Below are 20,674 nucleotides of genomic sequence, written 5' to 3'. Positions count from 1 at the left end.
TTGATTCTCAGTTTTCTAATATAAAAGGCGGCATCCAAATTCGGGTGCCGTCTTTTCAGACAAATTACTCGAAAAAAATCCATATTAGCAGTAAAATAATCTTAGAAAATATGAATGGAGACTTTTAATGACAACCTTTCTCGGAAATCCTGTAACCTTTACAGGTCAGCAACTGCAAGTTGGCGACACAGCCCACGATTTTAGCCTGACGGCTACTGACCTTTCAAAGAAAACTCTGGCTGACTTTGCTGGCAAAAAGAAAGTCCTCAGCATCGTACCGTCTATCGATACTGGCGTTTGCTCAACCCAGACTCGTCGTTTCAATCAAGAACTCTCTGACTTGGATAATACCGTTGTTATCACGGTTTCAGTTGACTTGCCTTTCGCCCAAGGCAAATGGTGTGCTGCTGAAGGCATCGAAAATGCTGTCATGCTATCAGACTACTTTGACCATTCTTTTGGTTGCGACTATGCCGTCCTCATCAATGAATGGCATCTGTTAGCTCGTGCAGTCCTAGTTTTGGATGAAAAAAACACTGTGACCTACGCTGAATATGTTGATAACATCAACACCGAGCCAGATTATGATGCAGCCATTGCAGCAGTCAAAAGTCTGTAAAGAATTATACTTTTCCAAAAAATGCACTCAATTCTCCCTAAGAGTTGAGTGTATTTTTGTCTTCTTGGCTAAAAAATTTGGAAAATACAAAAAGACAAACATCAATTTTGACGTTTGTCTACGATTGAAAGAGTCTGGATAGCTCTTTCACTTATTCTGTAGTTAATTCTTTCTGGGCTTCCTTGCCTTGGTCCAACAGGGCTTGGATAATCTTTTGATCACGCAGTTTGACAGAGTTGTTGATGGTTTCTGCAGATTGGATGACGGCCGCTTCTAGCAGAGCGCGTTTTTCCCGTCCTTTATCAATGGCTTCGATAATGCCTTGGTTTTGTGCAACGAGGCTTTCTGCTAGCTTAGTGACAGACTCAACAGCGATAGTAGGGCTTTGGGAAATCCGTTCCAGCTGAGGGATGACTTCCTTGCTGGTCTCAGCGAGCATTTGCAGGGCAGCGTTATTCGCATTAGAGATGGCGTCAGCTACTTGACCAGATTTCATCGATTGCTGGAGAATGCCTAACTGGGCGATAGACAGTTTCATAGTTGGAATGGTATTGCGACGGAGCATTCCAAGTTTTTGGCGCATATCAGAGGAAACCTTGACCAGATTACGCATTTGGGGAGTCGTCGCCCAAGCTACATAGAGACGGCTGACATATTCAGTGTGTTGCTGCTCTAAGGTATTGACTACCTCTGTCATTCGGGCTAATTCTTGCGATTTGACTTGATAGTCAACGGTTGTCATATCTAGCTGAGCAACTTCAGCCTGCAGCTTGAGCGCTCGTTTGCCGGATTCCTGCTGAGACGCTTCGATAAAGGAAATGACTCCGACGAGATTTTCAATAGATTTGGTATTGTCCTCAATCAGCATTTCAGCAGAAACAATATTGCGAGCCAGAACATCTTCTTGTTTGACGACTGTTGCAGCCATGCCGTCCATTTTCTGCTCAATATTTTGTGAGTCGAAATAGAATTCTTGAAGAGTGTTTTTGCTTTGTTTGAAGAGTTTTTCCAGGAAATTAGGCTTCTTGTCTAGTTCCGCTACTTGAGCATCCTTGTATTTTGCGACAAAGCCATTGAGTTCCTTGTTGGTATTTTTTAAAAGCTCATCTACCTGGGGAATTTGTAATTTTTTCTGCTCGGCTAAGATACGATTGACAGTACCGTTGACCTCTTCTACAGCAGATTGGCCAAAGTCCAGCAAAGCATTTTGGTCTGACACGAAATTATCCACCAGCTGCGGAGCTTTAGCCGTAATCGCACTCTGTTGCTCAGGAGTCAGTTTTTCCAGAAAAGTTAGCTGGCCATTTCCTTGAGTCGTGTTAGCTTCGATGATTTCTGTTGTTTTATCGCTTTTGCTGATGGCATTGTTAGCAATTTTATCAATATCAAAATTAAATTCTTGGCTCATAGTTTCTCCTTTGGTTTATCTAGCTTAAAAGCCAGTATCTTTTTGCTTTTCTTTGTCTAAGATACGCAGGCTAATGTCAAAATCCCTCAAATCAGCTTCATTTAACTGGCGCAGCGCTTCGTCTAGGTCCAAGTCAAACTGCTCTATAGCTGCTTTGGCCTTGGCTAGCCGCTCCTCAGCATTGTAAAAATCTTTGGGAGAGGCTTTGATTTTGAGGTAACCTTCTAAAATATCTTCGTAGTGCTCCATCTGGGACTGATGAATGGCAGTCAGCTCTTCCTTATTATTGCTTTCGGATTGAGAGATTTTTTGCAGAATGGCCTCGTGGTCAATCTGAATATTGCGAACTGTAGCGACCAATTCTGGGGCTAGCTCTTCTAGACTCGTTTTCTTAGGCTGCGCTTCCTTTTGCCTTTTCTCTCGTTCAATCTTTTGCAGTTGTTTATCAATTTCCTCGGTTACAGTAGTAATTTTAGTCTGAATGCGCTGGTAGACAGAGGCAGGAATTTCATCTCGCAATTCCTTAGCAACGTTTTTGATATAGGTGAGTTGGGGAAGAATTTGCAGAGCTAAATCATGGTAATCTTCCTTCTTGCCGTATTCTTGGTAGCTTTCTAATTCTTTAATACGGCGGTCAGCCTGCCCAATTTCTGCTTTTAAATCTTCAATACGGCCAATGCTGGCTTGTTTAGCTTCAATACGAACTCTTTTCTGCTTTTGGTAGCGATAGATTCCGTAGCCAATACCTCCCAAAATAGCAATGGGGATCAGATAGCTGGCTACCACTCCAGAACCAAATATAATTGCAAGTATCCAAATCCAGCTAAACCATTCCGGCTGCTGGTTAGAATTATTCTTTCTTCTCGACATAAACCTTTCTCTTTCTTCTCAATGTGATATCTCTATTTTAACATAAAAGCTAGTTTTTGAAGGAGAAAGATTGATGTATTCAGACGAACTTTTAGATTTGATGAGAGTATTTGCCTCATCAAGAAAGAGCTTTGCTTCCTTTCCTAAAAGCAAGTGTAAGAGTTCTTTTTTATCACAAGTGGGCAAGCAAAAATCGCAGGGTATTCCTTGCGATTCTTATTGCTTAGTCCATTTCTGGGAAAAGTTTGGCCAGTATTTTAGGGGTGATACTTTGCCCCGACCCCTCAGCACAATAGGTGTGCATATACATAGAGGGGTTGAAGTTGAGCTCGATGCAGGTGCAGTTGGGATTTTCCTTGGTGGAAATAGCAGAGCTGTCAGGGATGATCAGGTCAACGCCACAAGCCCAGGCTCCCATAGCCTTTGCCATGTCAGCAGCAAGTTCCTTATAAGACGGGTGCATACTTTCAGTCACATCAATCGAGTCTCCGCCAGTAGAAATGTTGGAATTGCGCCGCAAGTCAACTTTGACACCAGCAGGCAGGATATCGTCTGGTCCATAGCCTTGCTGGTCCAGCATGAGCAACTCAATGTCTCCTAGTTCAATGATCTCGAGCGGAGAACGATGATCTCGGCCCCGCAGCGGATTATCATTTTTGATGGCAACCAATTCTCTCACGGTGTGTTGACCGTCTCCAACAACATTGGCCGCCACGCGCAAGAGAACCGCCTCACACTGACCGTCTAAGACAAAGAAACGGTACTCTGTTCCAGCGATGAATTCCTCCACCAAGACGGCTGCGTCTTCTGAAAAAGCAATCTCCAAAGCCTTGCGATAAGCTTCCAGGCTAGCTGGTTCTTGGAAGATAGAGATGCCTAGTCCGAAGTTGGTTGACTTGGGTTTGACAACAATTTGTCGGTTTTTAATCAAAGGATAGTAGGCCAGACCCTCTTCGAGAGAAGAAAATTCTGCTCCAGCTGGAACGGGAAAGTCAGCTGCAGCCAAAATCTTTTTGGTGACCGTTTTATTGGCCATAGCCAGAGGGATGACATAGTTATCCTTGGAGGTCATGTTGCCGTTCTTGACATACTCTACATGCTGACCATGCCAAAGTTTGAGAAATTGGTCATTTTCATCTAGAATTTCGAGATGGAGGCCTTTCTGGAGAGCGTCAAACATAAGCATTTGAGTGGAAAGCTCCATCTTTTCATAGCCCTTGAGGGCGTAGGGTGCAGTCCAGGCGTAATCTCGATATTCCCGCGCTTTTGCAAGTCCAAAATCTAAGAGGGAATTCTTCTCAATATGAGGCAATAATTGGCCTGCCAGAGTCAGCTTGGGCTCGGCCAGCGTAGCTCTGACTTGTGCTAGCAATTGACGGTAGGCGTCAGAGAGATTGAAATGCTGAATCACATTTTCCATAGCTTGGAGAATAGCAGAGCTGTCGGCCTCTGGAGGTAGAGGCGTCAAGGGGTGAGCTAGAGCAACAGCATCGTTGAGAGCATAGGCGGCTTGTAGCTGTGCATCGCTATCTGTCAGGTCATCCAGCCACAAGAGAGCCAAGAGAAAGAGATGGACTGTGTCCAAGGTTTCTTGACTGATGCCCAAGACATCAAATGGATTGAGGTCGAAACAGCGCAGTTCCAAGTAAGTAATGCCTTGTTCTAGGTAATCTCGATTTCGTTTTTGCCCGCGAAAGCGCACGGGTGAGTAAAATTCCTTTTCTGCACTGAGGTCGCCAGACTTGACATAGGACTCGATGTCTGAGACATAGCTTTCCAGCGAGCTAAATGACACATGGACATGCTCCTCATTAACATAGCCATGATGGCTATTGCGGAGTGAACGGACATAAGCCTCAACTGGCTTGTCGTAAAAGCCAGCTTCTGCCAGTGGAGCCGCACCATAAAGATAGGTCAAGAACCAGCGGAAACGGAGGAAATTACGAGCTAATTTGAGATAGAGAGCATTTTTGAAATCTTTGAGGGAGGTGAAGTCACTAGCCTCAAAAAGGGCCGTCATCAAATCTTTTCCTAGTTCGATATTGTAATGAATGCCGGAAATGGTCTGGAGGCGTTTGCCGTATTTTTCCGCTAAACCTTGACGATAACGGAGCTCGTAGGCATTTTCGAGGTGAGCAATCTCAATCTCGTCTTCTCGGAGCTGGAGTGGCATGGACAAGGGCCACATGAGTTCTTCTCGCGAGATGGAGCGTCCAGTCACATCAGTAATGGCACCTAGCAGGCGACGAGCCTCCTGAGTTGAAGAGGCAATGGGCGTAATCAATTCGAGCTGTTGCTCGCTAAAATCCGTCTGGATATAGGGATGAAAACTCCGAGAGCCCAAAGAGCTGGGATGGGGAGTTGATGCCAGTGTCCCTGCCTCTGTCACGCGTAGGGATTCTCTTTCCAGTCCAAAAGTCGCCTGTAAGATCGGGCTGGCAGGGTCTAGCTTTTCGAGTAAACGATCAATAGTCATCATGTTTTTCCGTCCTTAGTATAGTACTTTCAGTCTATTATAAAACAGGCCAGAAAACAACTATTCACTACGTTTTTGATGAATTTCCGAACTTTTATTTCCATTTGTTGGATATATTTCGTGAAAATGGAAAAATCTAAAAAGAATTATTCGCTTTCAAATGTGAAAATCCAAATTTAAAAGATACCTGATCTTGAAAAAAATTCAAAATTTTCTTATAATAAGGTGTAAGATACGTTTGCAGGTGAAACTCCTGCCTTGTAGATTAAGAAAGGAAGAGCTCTCGTAGCTCAGACGAAATTATGACATCAGTTGTTGTTGTAGGAACCCAATGGGGAGATGAAGGAAAAGGGAAAATTACGGATTTCCTTTCGGCCAATGCTGAAGTGATTGCCCGCTACCAAGGCGGTGATAATGCTGGACATACGATTGTGATTGACGGGAAAAAATATAAATTGCACTTGATTCCGTCAGGAATTTTCTTCCCAGAAAAAATCTCAGTGATCGGAAATGGGATGGTGGTCAATCCTAAATCTCTGGTCAAGGAGTTGGCTTATCTGCACCAAGAAGGTGTTACCACAGATAATTTGCGTATTTCAGACCGTGCCCATGTCATTCTGCCTTACCATATCGAGCTGGATCGCCTGCAAGAGGAAGCTAAAGGCGACAATAAAATTGGTACGACGATCAAGGGAATTGGACCTGCTTACATGGACAAGGCTGCGCGTGTTGGTATCCGTATCGCAGACCTCTTGGATAAAGACATTTTCAGAGAGCGCTTGGAGCGGAATCTTGCTGAGAAAAACCGCCTCTTTGAGAAATTGTACGATAGCCAAGCCATGAACATTGACGATATTTTCGAAGAATACTATGAATACGGTCAGCAAATCAAACAGTATGTGACTGACACATCTGTCATCCTTAATGACGCTCTGGATCAAGGCAAGCGTGTCCTCTTTGAAGGGGCTCAAGGCGTCATGCTGGATATTGACCAAGGTACCTATCCGTTTGTAACTTCGTCTAACCCAGTTGCTGGTGGGGTGACGATTGGTTCAGGTGTTGGTCCAAGCAAGATTGATAAGGTAGTTGGTGTCTGCAAGGCATATACGAGCCGTGTCGGTGATGGACCATTCCCAACAGAGCTTTTTGATGAAGTGGGCGAACGCATTCGCGAAGTGGGTCATGAATACGGTACAACGACTGGCCGTCCACGTCGTGTGGGCTGGTTTGACTCCGTTGTGATGCGCCACAGCCGCCGCGTATCAGGCATTACCAATCTTTCCCTCAACTCTATTGACGTTTTGAGTGGTCTGGATATAGTCAAAATCTGCGTGGCCTATGACTTGGATGGGGAGCGAATCGATCATTATCCAGCTAGTCTGGAGCAGCTCAAGCGTTGCAAGCCAATCTATGAAGAATTGCCAGGTTGGTCAGAAGACATCACTGGTGTTCGTAGCCTAGAAGACCTACCAGAAAATGCCCGCAATTATGTTCGCCGTGTCAGCGAACTGGTTGGAGTCCGCATTTCGACCTTCTCAGTCGGACCAGGTCGCGAGCAAACCAATATCTTGGAAAGTGTTTGGTCTAGTTTATAAGCAAATGAAGACAGAGGCTGGGACAAAAGTCCTAGCCTCTCAATTGTCTTTGGAATGTCGAGCAAGACGCAGTGGTTGAGTGGGCTCTACTACGCTGATTTCATCAGCTTTTACAGCCCTACTCAACTGTGCGGAGGTGAGACGACGAAATCGAATTCTAACGAATTACCGATTTCTGTCCCACTCTCTTTTTGAAAGCAGAAAGAGGAAAAAATGTATCAAACGATTTTATTTGACCTAGACGGCACCTTGACCAATTCAGAACTAGGGATTACCAACTCGGTGGCCTACGCCTTAGGAAAATATGGGATTCAAGTACCAGACAAGAAAGCATTGAGAGTTTTTATCGGTCCGCCCTTGCAGGAGTCTTTTGAGCGCTTTTATGGATTTTCTAAGGAAGAATGTTTAAAGGCCATTGACTACTATCATGAGTACTTTTCCGAAAAAGGCCTTTATGAAAATGAGGTCTATCCAGGCATCCCTGACTTGCTGGCTTCTCTCAAGCAGGCTAGCAAACAGTTAATTGTAGCTACGTCAAAACCTGAAGAATTTTCCATTCAAATTCTCAAGCATTTTGGTTTGTATGATTATTTTGACTTTGTAGCTGGTGCGACCATGGATAGAAAACGTAGTAAAAAAAGCGATGTTATCCAGTATGCCTTAGAGCAAAATCAGATTACAGATTTGGCGCATACCATCATGATTGGAGACAGGGAGCATGATGTGCTTGGCGCTCAAGCGCAAAAGCTTGATTCTATCGGCGTCCTTTATGGCTTTGGTAGCAGGGAAGAATTGGAAGAAGCCGGAGCCACTTATATTGCCCAAGAAGTTAGCGATATTGCTAAAATCATCAATATTCAAAAAGCTTAAGCTTTATTTAAGATAGGCCAGCTATACTAGAAGCATAAACAAAGACCTCCTAACTTTGTTTAAACCTCCTAAACTTTTTCATAATAATCTCCCATAAGAGTCGCCCAATCAGCGGCTTTTTTTGGTGAGTCCTAAGCTGCCTATGGTATAATGAACAAAGAAACTAAAAGGAAGAGGGAAGAGATGGACTACACGATAGAGGAAAAAGAAATGTTTATGAGGGAGGCGCTGAAGGAGGCAGAAATTGCCCTCGCCAATGATGAAATACCGATTGGTTGTGTCTTGGTCAAGGATGGCCAGATTATCGGACGCGGGCATAATGCGCGTGAGGAGCTGCAGCGGGCGGTCATGCATGCGGAAATCATGGCGCTCGAGGAGGCCAATCAGCGGGAAAATAGCTGGCGCTTGCTAGATACGACGCTTTTTGTCACGATTGAGCCCTGCGTCATGTGTAGCGGAGCTATCGGTCTGGCTCGCATTCCCAAGGTGATCTATGGGGCGAAAAACCAGAAATTCGGTGCTGGGGGTAGTCTCTACGATATTCTGACGGATGAGCGGTTGAATCATCGCGTAGAGGTTGAAAGCGGCCTTTTAGAAGAAGAATGTGCGGCGATTATGCAGAACTTTTTCAGAAATCGCAGGAAAAAGTAAAGAAAATTAGCCAAAAAAGAAAGTTTGTGTTATACTAATTAATGGAGCAACAGTTCTGCGTGAAGCGGGTCAGGGGAGGAATCCAGCAGCCCTAAGCGATTTGAACTGTGTGCTCTTTTCTATTGCCCTTGATGAATCAAGCCTAAAAGGCGCAGATGAATATTGGAGCAGTGAATCTAGTTTGAACGGACCTGAAATGAATTCAGCTGACATCCAATCTTAAGAAGCATATTGGTTTTCTTGTCAATCAAAACTGTTCTTCTCAATAGGCCTAAGATTTGTTGACTTGCGCAAACGATTGCTATCAGTTATGTCCTAGGGTTAGCTTATTTAGAAAAATAGTATAGAATAAAAAATGTAAACGTTTTAAAATAGTAAAAGTACTTGCTTATTTTTTCTTAAAGCGTTATCATAAAAGAAAAGAACAATTGGAGGATAAACATGACACATATTAAATTTGACTATTCAAAGGTACTGGATAAGTTTGTAGCACCACATGAATTAGATTATATGCAGCCTCAAGTGACTGCAGCAGATAATGCTCTACGAAATGGAACAGGTCCTGGAGCAGAAATGACAGGCTGGTTGAATTTGCCTGAAGAATATGATAAAGATGAATTTGCTCGTATTCAAAAGGCGGCTGCTAAAATCCAATCTGATAGTGAAGTGTTAATCGTCATCGGTATTGGAGGATCTTATTTAGGGGCACGTGCAGCGATTGATTTCTTGAATAATTCTTTTGTAAATCTACAAAGCAAGGAAGAACGTAAGGCACCTCAAATCCTCTATGCTGGTAATTCTATCTCTTCAAGCTATTTGGCTGATTTGGTAGATTATGTATCAGACAAAGATTTCTCTGTCAACGTTATTTCTAAGTCAGGAACAACTACAGAGCCTGCTATTGCTTTCCGTGTCTTCAAAGAACTCTTGGTTAAGAAGTATGGTCAGGAAGAAGCAAATAAACGGATTTATGCAACTACAGACCGCGCTAAAGGTGCAGTTAAGGTTGAAGCAGATGCTAATGGCTGGGATACTTTTGTAGTGCCTGATAGTGTTGGTGGTCGTTTTACAGTATTGACAGCAGTGGGACTCTTGCCAATCGCAGCTGCAGGGGCTGATATCAGCAAGTTGATGGAAGGAGCAAATGCTGCTCGCAAGGCTTATGCTTCTGATAAGTTGGCTGAAAATGAAGCATATCAATATGCAGTTGTACGCAATATCTTGTACCGTAAAGGTTATCTGACAGAAGTTCTAGCTAACTACGAACCATCTTTGCAATACTTCTCAGAATGGTGGAAGCAACTGGCTGGTGAGTCAGAAGGTAAAGACCAAAAAGGTATCTACCCAACTTCAGCCAACTTCTCAACAGACCTGCACTCTTTGGGGCAATTTATTCAAGAAGGAACTCGTATCCTCTTTGAAACAGTTATTCGTGTAGATAAGCCTCGCAAAAATGTGTTGATTCCTGAATTAGCAGAAGACTTGGATGGCCTTGGCTATCTGCAAGGAAAAGATGTTGACTTTGTCAATAAGAAAGCAACAGATGGAGTGCTGTTAGCTCACACAGACGGCGGAGTGCCAAATATGTTTGTGACCCTGCCTGAGCAAGATGAGTTCACTTTGGGCTATACTATTTACTTCTTTGAGTTAGCTATTGCTCTTTCTGGCTACCTGAATGGTATCAATCCATTTGATCAGCCTGGAGTTGAGGCTTATAAGAAAAACATGTTTGCTCTTCTTGGGAAACCAGGCTTTGAAGAGCTGGGTGCTGAGTTGAATGCACGCCTTTGATTCTCATATGCTTTGAGTTCATTCAGGATATAAAAAGATCCACAGGTTCATTTCTTGTGGATTTTTTAGTACAAGCCTCTTAATTAGTTTATTATTTTTTTGAACAGTGTAAAAAAGAGTGTCTTAATTCTTTTATGAAAGCGCTGTATAATTGCCTTGTAAATAAAATTTGAGAGGTATCAAAATGAATGATTGGTTAGACATTAAAGGCAAAACAGTTCTTGTGACGGGTGCGTCATCTGGGATTGGTAAGGCAATCGTCGAAGAATTGTTGGAATTAGGAGTCAATGTAGCGAATTTTGATCTTAGCGACAACGATTTACGTCACCCGAATCTATTATTTGTAAAAGTTGATGTAACTTCTCGCTCTGAAGTAGAAGAGGGTGTTGCCAAAATAGTTGAAAGATTTGGCAATATTGATGCGGTAGTCAATAATGCAGGGATTAATGTTCCTAGATTATTAATTGATGCAGAAAATCCTAAAGGTCCTTACGAGTTAGACGATGAAACGTTTGAAAAAGTAACAATGATTAACCAAAAAGGTCTGTATTTGGTTAGTCAGGCAGTAGGCCGGATTCTGGTTCAAAACGGAAAAGGTGTAATTGTGAACATGGCTTCAGAAGCAGGCTTGGAAGGTTCTGAAGGACAAAGTGCCTATGCTGCAACGAAAGCGGCAGTCTATAGTTACACTCGTTCATGGGCGAAAGAGCTTGGTAAACATGGTGTACGTGTGGTTGGAATTGCTCCAGGAATTATGGAAGCTACGGGACTTCGAACTCTTTCTTATGAGGAAGCTCTTGCTTATACTCGTGGAAAGACGGTAGAAGATATTCGAGCTGGTTATGCTTCAACTTCAACGACTCCATTGGGACGGAGTGGGAAACTACGGGAAGTAGCTGATCTTGTAGCGTTCTATATTTCAGACCGTTCTAGCTATATAACAGGTGTCACTACAAATATTGCCGGAGGTAAAACTCGCGGTTAAAACAATGAAGGTAGGGAAGAGAGTTGACCTTAGTAAATCGGTGGTATAATATTTTAGATAAAATGGTCTCGCAGCCAACTTATTCCTTGGTAGATATGCGCTCAGAACTGGATATTAGCTTGCAAACCTTGCAAAAGAGTATCCAACAATTAAATGATGTTTTGGCTCCTAATATCCAGATTATCGCACAAGATGATCAGTTAATGTTAGAAGTATATGACTATACAGAGTTGGAAAGGATTTTATCTGGTAGTTTAAAACAGGAGAGTGACTTCAATTCTTCCAGTAAAAGAATTGCCTATTTGCTAAAACGTTTAATTGAGTCAACCTCCCCTCTTCTTATTGACGACTTGGCTGAGGAAGTAGGTGTTAGTAGAAGTACCCTTAATAAGGATTTGAAACAAGTAAAATCTTTGGCAGAGAGTTACTCTATCACTATTTCAGGAAAGCCCAACCGTGGGCTGGAGGTCTTGGGGAGCGAGCTGAATTTGCGCTTGCTCTATATTCACCAAGTGGCTCCTTACTTTGAAGGAAGGACACTCACTGAGGCAACATCTTCTTTTCTGGAGACGCTAGTTCAGGACTATAAAATCCCTAAAGAAACACAGGAACTCCTTCGAAAGACCATTTCAATTATGGTGGAGCGTATTCATACATCTAGAGTGTTGAATTGTCCTATTCCTTACTATAGGAATGATTTAACAGAGACACATTTGGCTGAGAAATTAATCTATCATATTGAGATGACTTATAAGATTTCCCTCAGTCAGTTTGAGATAGACTTTTTGTGTTTTCCGTTTAATGTCCGTTTTATTGACACTTTAAGCAAGCCGTCTTATCAATCTGAACAGCTTTCAAACATTTTTCAAGGGATTGTCAAGAAAGTCAAAGAGACAATGTTGGTTCACTTTGATGATGAAGAATTATTTGAAGAAATCAAATCTCATCTAGGCCCCTTAATCAATCGACTGATTTTCCATGTGCAAGCTAATGATATATTTCATGGCGAGGTTCAAACTCAATATCCTTTTGCTTTTGAAATGGCAAAAATAGCTGGAGAAGAACTATCTGTAATTTTTGGTTCTGAATTGGAATTATCTGAAATCGGATATCTGGCTTTGTATTTTGAAATGATTTTAAGAAAGCAAAATTCTGCTGTTAAGGGTTCTCGCAAGCAGATAGCTGTAGTTTGCACAACAGGAAGAGGAACTGCTGCGATGATTATTCAGCAACTCAGGCGAGTCCTTGGAAATGATATAGACATTACCCAACATTCTGAAGAGGATTTTAATGTAGAGCTGAACCAGGAATATTTTGCAATTTTTACGACGGTGCCTCTGAAATATAAAAATTCCAAATCTCCAGTCATTCAGGTTAATCATCTTTTTGATGATCAATGGCTGCAGGAAGAATGGCAGAGGGCCAATGCTTTTCATCAAAAAAATCTAGAAACAGTCAGCTTGCGCTTTCTTCGGTTGAGCCCCCAAAAAACCTATCAGCAATACTTGCTAAATATGGTTGCAGAGTTAGAGAAGCTTCAGATGATTGATGAAGGGTTTAGAAATCGGATAATTGATAGGGAGAAAAAGCAATCAACCATTTTTGGTGGAGGAATTGCCTTCCCCCATACAATTAACCAGGGTTATGCAAAGACTATTTTAATGTTCGGAAAACTAGAAGAGCCTTATCAAAAAGAAGATGAATGGATTGAATTTATCTTTCTAGTCGCCATTCCCTCAGAAATTGAAAGAAAAATGGAAAGTGAATTGCTGGAATTGTATGACGATATTTTTCGAATTGCAGGAGAGCCTTCTCTAAAAGAAGCATTGAGGGCTGTAGAAACAGAGACAGAGTTTCTATCATTTTCTAAGAGTAAAGGAGTATTTTAATGAGTTCGCTAATAATTTTCGCTGTATTTGTCATGGCAGCTTATGTATTTCAAATGTTCCTCGGCTGGCAGCAACTTAAAGACTTCAATAAGACCTATACGATGCTCCGAAAACTGGGGCGCGTAGCGATTGGCAGGGAGTCCGGAAGAATCAAATCCGGTACGATTGTCATGTTCGCGGTTGATGAAAACGGTCGGGTTCTTAAAGCTAGCAAAATGCAAGGAGTCACAATCTTAGCACGTTTTCAAAATATGGACGATTATGTTGGAGAAGACATCCATTATTTTGACAAGTATAATCCTCTTGTGAGAAAAGAAAATAAGTTGATGCAATCAGCCATAGAAGATGCTAGAAAAGTCTATCTTTGGCATGAGGCAGGTATTGAGAAAGAGACAAGTTCATCTGATTCTTTTCTGGGATTCGGCTTTTATGCGAATTACTTACAATTATCTATTAAACAGTTATTTAAAAAAAATAAGAAAGGGAGTTCCTTATGAATCACATTACAAATTTTGCAGAGAGTTTTATGAAACTCTTCCAATTAGGTGGAGAAACCTTTATTAGCTGGATGACAAATATTGTACCGCTTGTCTTAATGCTATTGATTGCAATGAATACACTTATCGCTTTCTTGGGAGAAGAGAAGGTCAATTCCCTGGCTAAGATTTCTGCCAAAAATCCTGTTAGCCGGTATATGATTTTACCTTTCATTTCAGCCTTTATGCTGGGGAATCCGATGTCAATCAGTATGGGACGTTTCTTACCAGAATATTATAAACCTAGTTTTGTAGCAGCTCAGATGCAGTTCTGCCACACTTCAAATGGTGTATTTCCGCATATCAATCCTGGGGAATTGTTTGTATGGATGGGAATTGCAACAGGAATTCAAACTTTAGGTTTAAGTCAAATGGACTTAGCCATTCGTTACATGCTTGTTGGGCTTGTCATGAACTTTGTAGGCGGTTGGGTGACCGATTTTACAACTGCTTATGTAGCAAAACAGCAAGGTGTTACCTTGAGTAAAACATTTGATTGATAGAAAGAGTGAAATTATGTCATATAAGAGTATAAAAGTTGTTAAAGGAAATGGCGGCTTCGGAGGACCTTTGGTCATTACACCTAGTGAGGCTAAGCACAAATTTATCTATATCACTGGCGGCGGAGAAAAGCCAGATATTGTAGATAAAATTGCTGATTTGACCGGTATGGAAGCTGTTAACGGGTTTAAAACTTCTATCCCTGATGAGGAAATTGCTTTAGCAATCGTGGATTGTGGCGGTACTCTTCGCTGCGGTATTTATCCTAAAAAGGGGATCCCTACAATCAATATCGTCGCTACAGGGAAAAGTGGCCCTCTAGCTCAATATATCACTGAGGAAATCTATGTGTCAGCAGTTGGCCTTAATCAAATTTCTGCTGCTAATGAAGATGAAAAAGAGACAACTGTGGTAACAGAAAAGCCAACTTACGATACTACTAAAAAAATTACAGAGCAAAAAGCTGAAACAAGTATTGTAGCACGAATTGGGATGGGCGCTGGGAAGGTCGTTGCGACTTTCAACCAGGCTGCTCGTGAAGCCATCCAAACAATGCTCAACACAATCATTCCTTTCATGGCCTTTGTTTCCTTGCTGATTGGGGTTATTCAAGGTTCCGGTGTTGGAAATTGGCTGGCAAAATTAATGGTTCCCCTAGCAGGGAACATCTGGGGACTCATTTTGATTGGCTTTATCTGTTCCTTGCCATTCCTATCTCCTTTGTTAGGCCCCGGAGCTGTTATCAGTCAGATTATTGGAACCTTAATTGGAGTTGAAATCGGCAAAGGGAATATTCCGCCCCAAATGGCTCTGCCAGCTATATTTGCTATCAACACTCAAAACGGTTGTGATTTCATTCCTGTAGCACTCGGTCTATCTGAAGCCAAGTCTGAAACAGTTGAGGTTGGTGTCCCTTCTGTGCTTTATTCACGCTTCCTCAATGGTGTTCCGCGGGTGCTAGTAGCTTGGATAGCTAGTATTGGTCTTTATCAGTAGACCTTTGATAGATGCACGTAAACATAGCAACTATTATGTTAAACTTATCTATAAGCATAAGTTTATGACAGATTTGAGAAAGGATGAATAGGAATTAGATGAAGAAAATTTTTGAAGCTAAAGTAATTCAAGTGGGGCCTGAAGCTCAGAATATGATTCAAGATGCCAATATGCTCATTTTGTTTGGAGAAGAAGCTCCGGAAGACTTAGCAGAGTATTGTTTTAAAATCGATAACAAAAATCTTCTAGGTGCAATACTAGAAGGTGGAAAGCTAGTCGTAGATAGTCAGGAATATTCGATTACTGCCGTAGGAAATGTAGTAGAAAAAAATTTAACTGGACTGGGCCATATCACGATTTCTTTTGATGGTTCAAAAGAGGGCAGCCTGCCGGGCACTCTCCATGTTGCAGCAGACCAAGCAGTAGTAATTGAAAAGAGCTCTACCATTCAGATTTTCGAAACTGCTTGACCATAATAAAATTTCAAATCAAGCAATTTAGAAAAATAAAAGTCTAAAACTAGGCACAACCTCCCTTCTAGGAGGTTTTTTGCTATTTTAAAAAATAGATTTTATCATGTTTTGTTAGTTAGCTCGCTATCTAGCTTGTCTTTTACTTACTTATCTATTCAGCAGCAGTTTTCCTTTCCCTGATTATATGTTACAATCAGAGAAGATGCAGTAGCAATGTGATAGACTTTTATCTAGAAAGTTGAGCTGGCTGCTATTTGGACGGTTCTAGAAAAACAGAAGACCAAGATTGGAAAGGAGTCCTGATGAAGTTATTATTGGCTGAAAAAGTGAAACAAAAATAGTCATAAATAGTTATTTTCATGGGCACGGACGAGAGTTCGTGCCTTTTTGCTTGTATGCTTTCAAGCTAAGCCAGTTCAAAATATGATATACTGGAATAAAGTTATATTAGCATGACAAGTTTCATGGTGCAGACAATCGCTGGATGTTACCCCCAGTATGAATGGTATAGAAAAGAGAATAGTAGCATTCAGCGGTAGGAATTGTTAACGGTTAATAGGGTCGTCTTTTCAATGATAGAAGAGTCAATAGATGAGGAGGAGTTATGGGAAAGAGAAATCTGGAAGCTTTGAGGCAGAAACATCAATCAAAATTCAAGAAGGCCCAAACGAAAAAGCCAGCAAATAGCCAATCATCCTTTCTATCCAAATGGAAAACCAAGGAAGACCAATACATCAAACCGTCTGCTAAATTGCAAGAAGCGCAGAGAGGGGCAGAAGAAAATCAACCTCGTCCTTCAGGTTCGTCTCCATCAAAAGTGGTATTTCCAATAGAGAGCTCAAGCAATGAGCTATCTGACATTTCTTCGATAGAGGACAAAACCGGCTATGGGGCTAAACCAAGTTCTCAAGACCAGCCGGTGTTTTCTGAGCAATTAGAAGGAGCTCAGCAGGTGAAGGAGCCTCTGTCGCTTCTATCACAGAATTTGTTGGAATTAAAGCAGAGAGAGCTGAAGCGCCTTATTTCTAGCTTAGAATCACTGAAAGCTAAAAAACAAAACCAAGTCCTTCGTGGAAATCAAGCTAGCCAGCCGATGTCAGGCCTTGTAACTGAAGCAAAGCAGACCAAGCTTTCTCCGCGAATAAGCTCCAATGAGCTTGCTAGAGAGACAGATAAAGTAGAGTTTAGGAAGAAAAAACGAGGAATCTTTTCTAAGATAAGGGTGATGCTACTTTCTAGTTTGGGGATTATAGCCTCAATGTATAGCATAGTAGAGCAGTGGAAAAAGAATGATGATATAAAACGCATGGAAGAAGCTGCAGCTATTTCTCGTATGTTAGACTCATATGGAAAGGATCAAGATTTAAAATCTGATAATCGTCCAGAATGGATTGCTAAGAAAGAGGAGTATCAGTTTCATATCACCTATGATGATATCACTTCTTTATTCTCAGACTTCACTTCATCGGTTCCAAATCTGACAAAGGTCGACGAGGTGGTTGCAAAGTTAGGGAAAGCTGAGTCTGGTAGGGAAACGAACCAAGATGACCTAATCAAGACAATAGATTTAAACTATTCACAAGCAGGGACGGAAGCGAAAGTTAACCTCTCTTTTAAGAGCTATCTTGGTCCTTCTGAAACTCTTAAGTTGGAATCCCTAAAATGTACGCATCTCAGTAGTGCGCAACTGCCTAACCGAAATGCTCAGCTCACTCGTCAAGATCTTTCTGGTATAGAGAAAGGAAAGACCTATCAAGAGATTGTCAGTCAGTTGGGACTTCCAGAGCGCCTCGATTGGCATGGGGGAATCTTGAGCTATACCACTTTATCAATTTCTTATCGTTTGGAGGATGGTCAAGAGGTTAGTTTTTCTTTTGAAAAAGATGACACTCAGAGCTATCGATTGAAAGACAGCTCAGGTTTGGCAAGCGAAGCGGGAGATGCAGGTGCTCGGTAGCGCTTTCCTAGCAGGAGCATCAGCTGTTTGTAGAAAGGGAATGAGCAATCAAGTATTTAGTTGATAGGTGAAAAGGTGAAAGATAGAAATTTAGAAGCATTGAGGCGGGAGCATAAATCCAAGTTTAAAGCCAGAAACATTTCGTCGGTCAAGAATCAGCGGGAAAGGGGAGGAGCTGCCCTCGAACAGACAAAGGAAGAAGCAAGGAAAGAAACGCAAGGAGAGAAGCAGTTTGGAGTTAAAACTGGTTGGAAATCGAGTAGGCTCAGAACAAGAAAGAAGGGGAATGTTAAGTCTCTAGTTGCTGCTTTGGCGAGTCTGGTCTTGCTATCATTAGCCCTTCTTTTACTCTATCGTTTTCTTTCAAATATGAGCACTCGTGACAGAAGTATTGACCAAATAAGCTGGGAATCGAGCCAAGAAAATATAGCTTCTGCTTACGTTGCAGACTCTTCGTCTAGCGAATGGGAAGCTTCGGAGCAAGAGGAGTCGGCATCATCGGCTTCTAGTGCTGACAAGGAGCCAGAAAATATGACTTGGACTTTCGAGGATGTCCTATCTCTGCACGTTTCTTCGCCTGGGCAGGGGGCGAGTGAGCAACTGTCTCCGACAGCAGAGGAAATTGCTGAACAATATGGAAAAGCAAGTTCGGGAAGTGTGGCTAAAGATGGAGAAGAAAAGGCTCTCTACCTTTTTTATCTCTCATCAGGTGGAGGGCAAATCGTCAAGCTCTATTTCAATCTTATCGGAGATCAGTATCGGCTGAATACAATTCGAGGGGAAGGTTTGACTAGCCAGTCTCAATTAAGCCATTCGGATTTATGGACTGAGGAGGATTTTCAGGATTTTACTGTGGATAAATCAGCACCAAGTAAAAATTTACAAGCAGTATTGGAACGATTTGGTGTGCCACAAGTTATCAATAAGTCGGCGGACTATAAGAATCAAACGACAGTTTACATCAAATATAAACTCAAAGATGAAAGATATCTCTATTTAGAGTTTGTCTTAAGTCCAACAGGTGACTATGAGTTGACTCGGAAGAGTGTTTATTGATAGGACGTGCTTGGTGCTAGAGCTTGGCTTATTTAGCAGAAGTTGTTTTTAGAGGAAAGACAGGAATTACTAGAAAAACAAGAGGAACTTAGGTTCCTTGGAGGAGATGAGGATGGGAAAAGGAAGAAAAGTCCAAAGAGAATGGGGAAAAAGGTCAAGTTTAGACCAAAAAAAGCAGAGAGCCTTCTCTAATGATGGCTCTCGAGAGTCGGGTTTTGAGTTTTCAAGTAAAGAAAAGCGGCGAACAGAGTCAGCAGTCAATCCTAATGGCCAGTTTTTAGCAAAGTCTTGGCTATCACGTTATGCTTCACTCTTACTGATTGCCGCAGGTCTAGTGGGACTGATTAGCTTCTTGATGATGTATATGCGACCAACTTTTAAGTCAGAAGGAAATCAATCGGCTGTATCGTCTGTTAATACTGTTCCGACAGAATCAGAAAATAAGATAGAGATCCTGACGGAGGGGAATTCAGCTTTTATTGAAAAGAATCGAGAGGTCGATTTTCAATTCGAAGAGATTTTAGAATTGATTAAAACCATGAACGAACCTAATGTGTCTCCAGAGGATATTGTTGAGAAGTATGGGAAAGCTAGCTCTGGGAGTGTGGATAATCGCGTGGAAGATAGTCAACTGGTGCTGCTTTCATACAAGCTAACAGGAAGAAAAGGAGTTGTTAATATGCATCTTAGGAGTACTGGAGGAGGAATGGAGCTCTCTACGGTATCTGCCGATTTCCTCCAGAATGCTGAGGCATCGATTACGAAGACAGTTGATGATTATCGGTCGCTCATTCCCAAAAGTGATCGAGAAGGAATGGAAGTCAAGCAAGCCATAGAAGAACTGGGGATGCCTAAGAATATTTATGCTCATAAACCAGTTAAGGGCAAAGTTGATTCACTTCTTCTTGAATATTCAACCACGGACAATATGACAGTTTCTTTGTTTTTTTACGAAGTGAATGGAACTTACCGCCTCACCAGTATGATGACAAGTACAGTCTGAGAGCCTAGACTGGAGAGCGTGGAATTTTTTCTTAAACAGACAAGGATAGAAAGATGGGAAAAAGAGATTTAGAAAAATTACGAAGGGAACATAAGGGAAAATTTAGTAGAACTAGGGCACCCTTAAAACGAGAGTCTAAGGAAGGGTCTGGTTTGCTAGCTGAAACAAATCTCAAGGAAGGCACAAGACAAGAACCAAAGTCAACTTTTAAGAGAACCGCAAAGTTTAAACACAAATCACCATTCTTCAAGCTAGTGAGTGCTCTAGCCCTGATAGGTCTTGTTATCGGCTTACTTGTCTTAATCGGGAATTGGACCAATTCTTACAGAAAGAATCCGTTAGTAAGAACAGAAGCAAAATATTCTTCTTCAAATGCCGAAGTTTTGGAATGGGAACCAAGGGATTTTATAAAGTATAAGATTGAAGAGGACGAGGATAAAAATATTACAGTGTCCAATTTTGTTCGTCAACATGGTTTAGCTAAAAGCAGCGATGAAACGGTGATTGGCAAGAAGGATAAATTATTATCACTGATCTATGATTTGAAGGGAGGAGGCTTTGCCGTCCTTCAATTCTGGGATTTTGGTTCAGGTCTATATCTTACTAGCATAGCTTATAATATTTATCAAAATGAGGATTTGACAGGGGAACGGCTTTCCTTCCTTAAGGGAATGACGTTGAATGAAGAAAATGGCATCACTGATCTAGAAGTGATAGAACATTTGGAACTTCCCAACAACTACTACAAAGCAGTGGTGAAAGGATATTACAGTATGTCTATGGGCTATAGGGCAGAGGATAGAACCTTCTTCCATTTAAACTTTGTCAAGGGCAAGGACGGACAATTTCATTTGAATAAAGTTCAAGAGACTAAATAGCATACTAGCTGCTAATAAAGTCTTAACTGTATAGCCAAATTGTGTTATAATAGAAAAATAAAAGAGATAGAGAGTGGGACAGAAATCGGTAATTCGTTAGAATTCGATTTCGTCGTCCCA

Annotated in this window: 18 protein-coding genes and 1 other RNA gene; 16 read left to right on the top strand and 3 right to left on the bottom strand. The window is 41.7% G+C overall.

Going from position 1 to position 20,674, the window contains the following annotated elements; genetic code table 11:
* The first annotated feature begins 127 nt into the window (after positions 1 to 127).
* Positions 128 to 619, top strand: coding sequence for a thiol peroxidase (gene tpx, locus RWS39_RS02475; RefSeq protein ID WP_314480093.1), 492 nt, complete (start codon positions 128 to 130; stop codon positions 617 to 619).
* Between the two features lie 151 nt (positions 620 to 770).
* Here tpx and RWS39_RS02470 read toward each other — a convergent pair whose 3' ends face one another.
* The 3 genes from RWS39_RS02470 to gshAB form a co-directional block, all read right to left on the bottom strand.
* Positions 771 to 2,027, bottom strand: coding sequence for a toxic anion resistance protein (locus RWS39_RS02470; protein WP_314480092.1), 1,257 nt, complete (start codon positions 2,025 to 2,027; stop codon positions 771 to 773).
* A gap of 24 nt (positions 2,028 to 2,051) precedes the next feature.
* A complete protein-coding gene (locus tag RWS39_RS02465) occupies positions 2,052 to 2,897 on the bottom strand; it encodes a hypothetical protein (RefSeq protein ID WP_314480090.1) in 846 nt (281 codons plus the stop codon).
* Between the two features lie 223 nt (positions 2,898 to 3,120).
* On the bottom strand, positions 3,121 to 5,373 hold the full coding sequence (gene gshAB / locus RWS39_RS02460; RefSeq protein WP_314480161.1) for a bifunctional glutamate--cysteine ligase GshA/glutathione synthetase GshB: 2,253 nt from the start codon (positions 5,371 to 5,373) through the stop codon (positions 3,121 to 3,123).
* A 302-nt stretch (positions 5,374 to 5,675) separates the two neighbouring features.
* Here gshAB and RWS39_RS02455 point away from each other — a divergent pair, with 302 nt between their 5' ends.
* The 15 genes from RWS39_RS02455 (at position 5,676) to RWS39_RS02385 (ending at position 20,554) form a co-directional block, all read left to right on the top strand.
* A complete protein-coding gene (locus tag RWS39_RS02455; RefSeq protein WP_314480087.1) occupies positions 5,676 to 6,968 on the top strand; it encodes an adenylosuccinate synthase in 1,293 nt (430 codons plus the stop codon).
* A 213-nt stretch (positions 6,969 to 7,181) separates the two neighbouring features.
* Positions 7,182 to 7,838, top strand: a complete 657-nt coding sequence (locus RWS39_RS02450; protein WP_048766050.1) for an HAD family hydrolase — start codon at positions 7,182 to 7,184, stop codon at positions 7,836 to 7,838.
* A gap of 183 nt (positions 7,839 to 8,021) precedes the next feature.
* Entirely contained in the window at positions 8,022 to 8,489 is a 468-nt protein-coding gene (tadA, locus tag RWS39_RS02445) for a tRNA adenosine(34) deaminase TadA (protein WP_185761365.1), read from the top strand.
* Positions 8,490 to 8,521: 32 nt separating this feature from the next.
* An RNA gene (gene ffs, locus RWS39_RS02440) (signal recognition particle sRNA small type) lies at positions 8,522 to 8,620 on the top strand.
* A 310-nt stretch (positions 8,621 to 8,930) separates the two neighbouring features.
* Complete coding sequence (locus tag RWS39_RS02435; RefSeq protein WP_002917809.1) at positions 8,931 to 10,280, top strand: glucose-6-phosphate isomerase; 1,350 nt, start codon at positions 8,931 to 8,933, stop codon at positions 10,278 to 10,280.
* 184 nt (positions 10,281 to 10,464) lie between these two features.
* Complete coding sequence (locus RWS39_RS02430; RefSeq protein WP_048766056.1) at positions 10,465 to 11,265, top strand: SDR family oxidoreductase; 801 nt, start codon at positions 10,465 to 10,467, stop codon at positions 11,263 to 11,265.
* A gap of 62 nt (positions 11,266 to 11,327) precedes the next feature.
* Complete coding sequence (locus RWS39_RS02425; protein ID WP_080978303.1) at positions 11,328 to 13,154, top strand: BglG family transcription antiterminator; 1,827 nt, start codon at positions 11,328 to 11,330, stop codon at positions 13,152 to 13,154.
* Positions 13,154 to 13,651, top strand: a complete 498-nt coding sequence (locus RWS39_RS02420) for a transcriptional regulator GutM (protein ID WP_048766061.1) — start codon at positions 13,154 to 13,156, stop codon at positions 13,649 to 13,651. The genes RWS39_RS02425 and RWS39_RS02420 overlap by 1 nt, the downstream gene beginning before the upstream one ends.
* Entirely contained in the window at positions 13,648 to 14,190 is a 543-nt protein-coding gene (gene srlA, locus RWS39_RS02415; RefSeq protein WP_048766064.1) for a PTS glucitol/sorbitol transporter subunit IIC, read from the top strand. Before RWS39_RS02420 ends, srlA begins: the two co-directional genes overlap by 4 nt.
* Positions 14,191 to 14,206: 16 nt before the next feature.
* Positions 14,207 to 15,187 (top strand): PTS glucitol/sorbitol transporter subunit IIB, encoded by a 981-nt coding sequence (srlE, locus tag RWS39_RS02410; protein ID WP_048766067.1) that lies wholly within the window; start codon positions 14,207 to 14,209, stop codon positions 15,185 to 15,187.
* Positions 15,188 to 15,285: 98 nt separating this feature from the next.
* Entirely contained in the window at positions 15,286 to 15,657 is a 372-nt protein-coding gene (locus RWS39_RS02405) for a PTS glucitol/sorbitol transporter subunit IIA (protein ID WP_048766068.1), read from the top strand.
* 607 nt (positions 15,658 to 16,264) lie between these two features.
* Entirely contained in the window at positions 16,265 to 17,617 is a 1,353-nt protein-coding gene (locus tag RWS39_RS02400) for a hypothetical protein (protein WP_048791911.1), read from the top strand.
* 75 nt (positions 17,618 to 17,692) lie between these two features.
* Positions 17,693 to 18,673, top strand: a complete 981-nt coding sequence (locus tag RWS39_RS02395) for a hypothetical protein (RefSeq protein ID WP_048791912.1) — start codon at positions 17,693 to 17,695, stop codon at positions 18,671 to 18,673.
* Between the two features lie 112 nt (positions 18,674 to 18,785).
* Positions 18,786 to 19,676, top strand: coding sequence for a hypothetical protein (locus RWS39_RS02390; RefSeq protein WP_314480070.1), 891 nt, complete (start codon positions 18,786 to 18,788; stop codon positions 19,674 to 19,676).
* Between the two features lie 53 nt (positions 19,677 to 19,729).
* Positions 19,730 to 20,554 (top strand): hypothetical protein, encoded by an 825-nt coding sequence (locus tag RWS39_RS02385; protein WP_005591571.1) that lies wholly within the window; start codon positions 19,730 to 19,732, stop codon positions 20,552 to 20,554.
* Positions 20,555 to 20,674: the final 120 nt, after the last annotated feature.

This window comes from Streptococcus cristatus (assembly GCF_963529205.1).
Lineage (GTDB): Bacteria > Bacillota > Bacilli > Lactobacillales > Streptococcaceae > Streptococcus > Streptococcus cristatus_O.
This window is presented reverse-complemented; position numbering and strand designations above follow the sequence as displayed.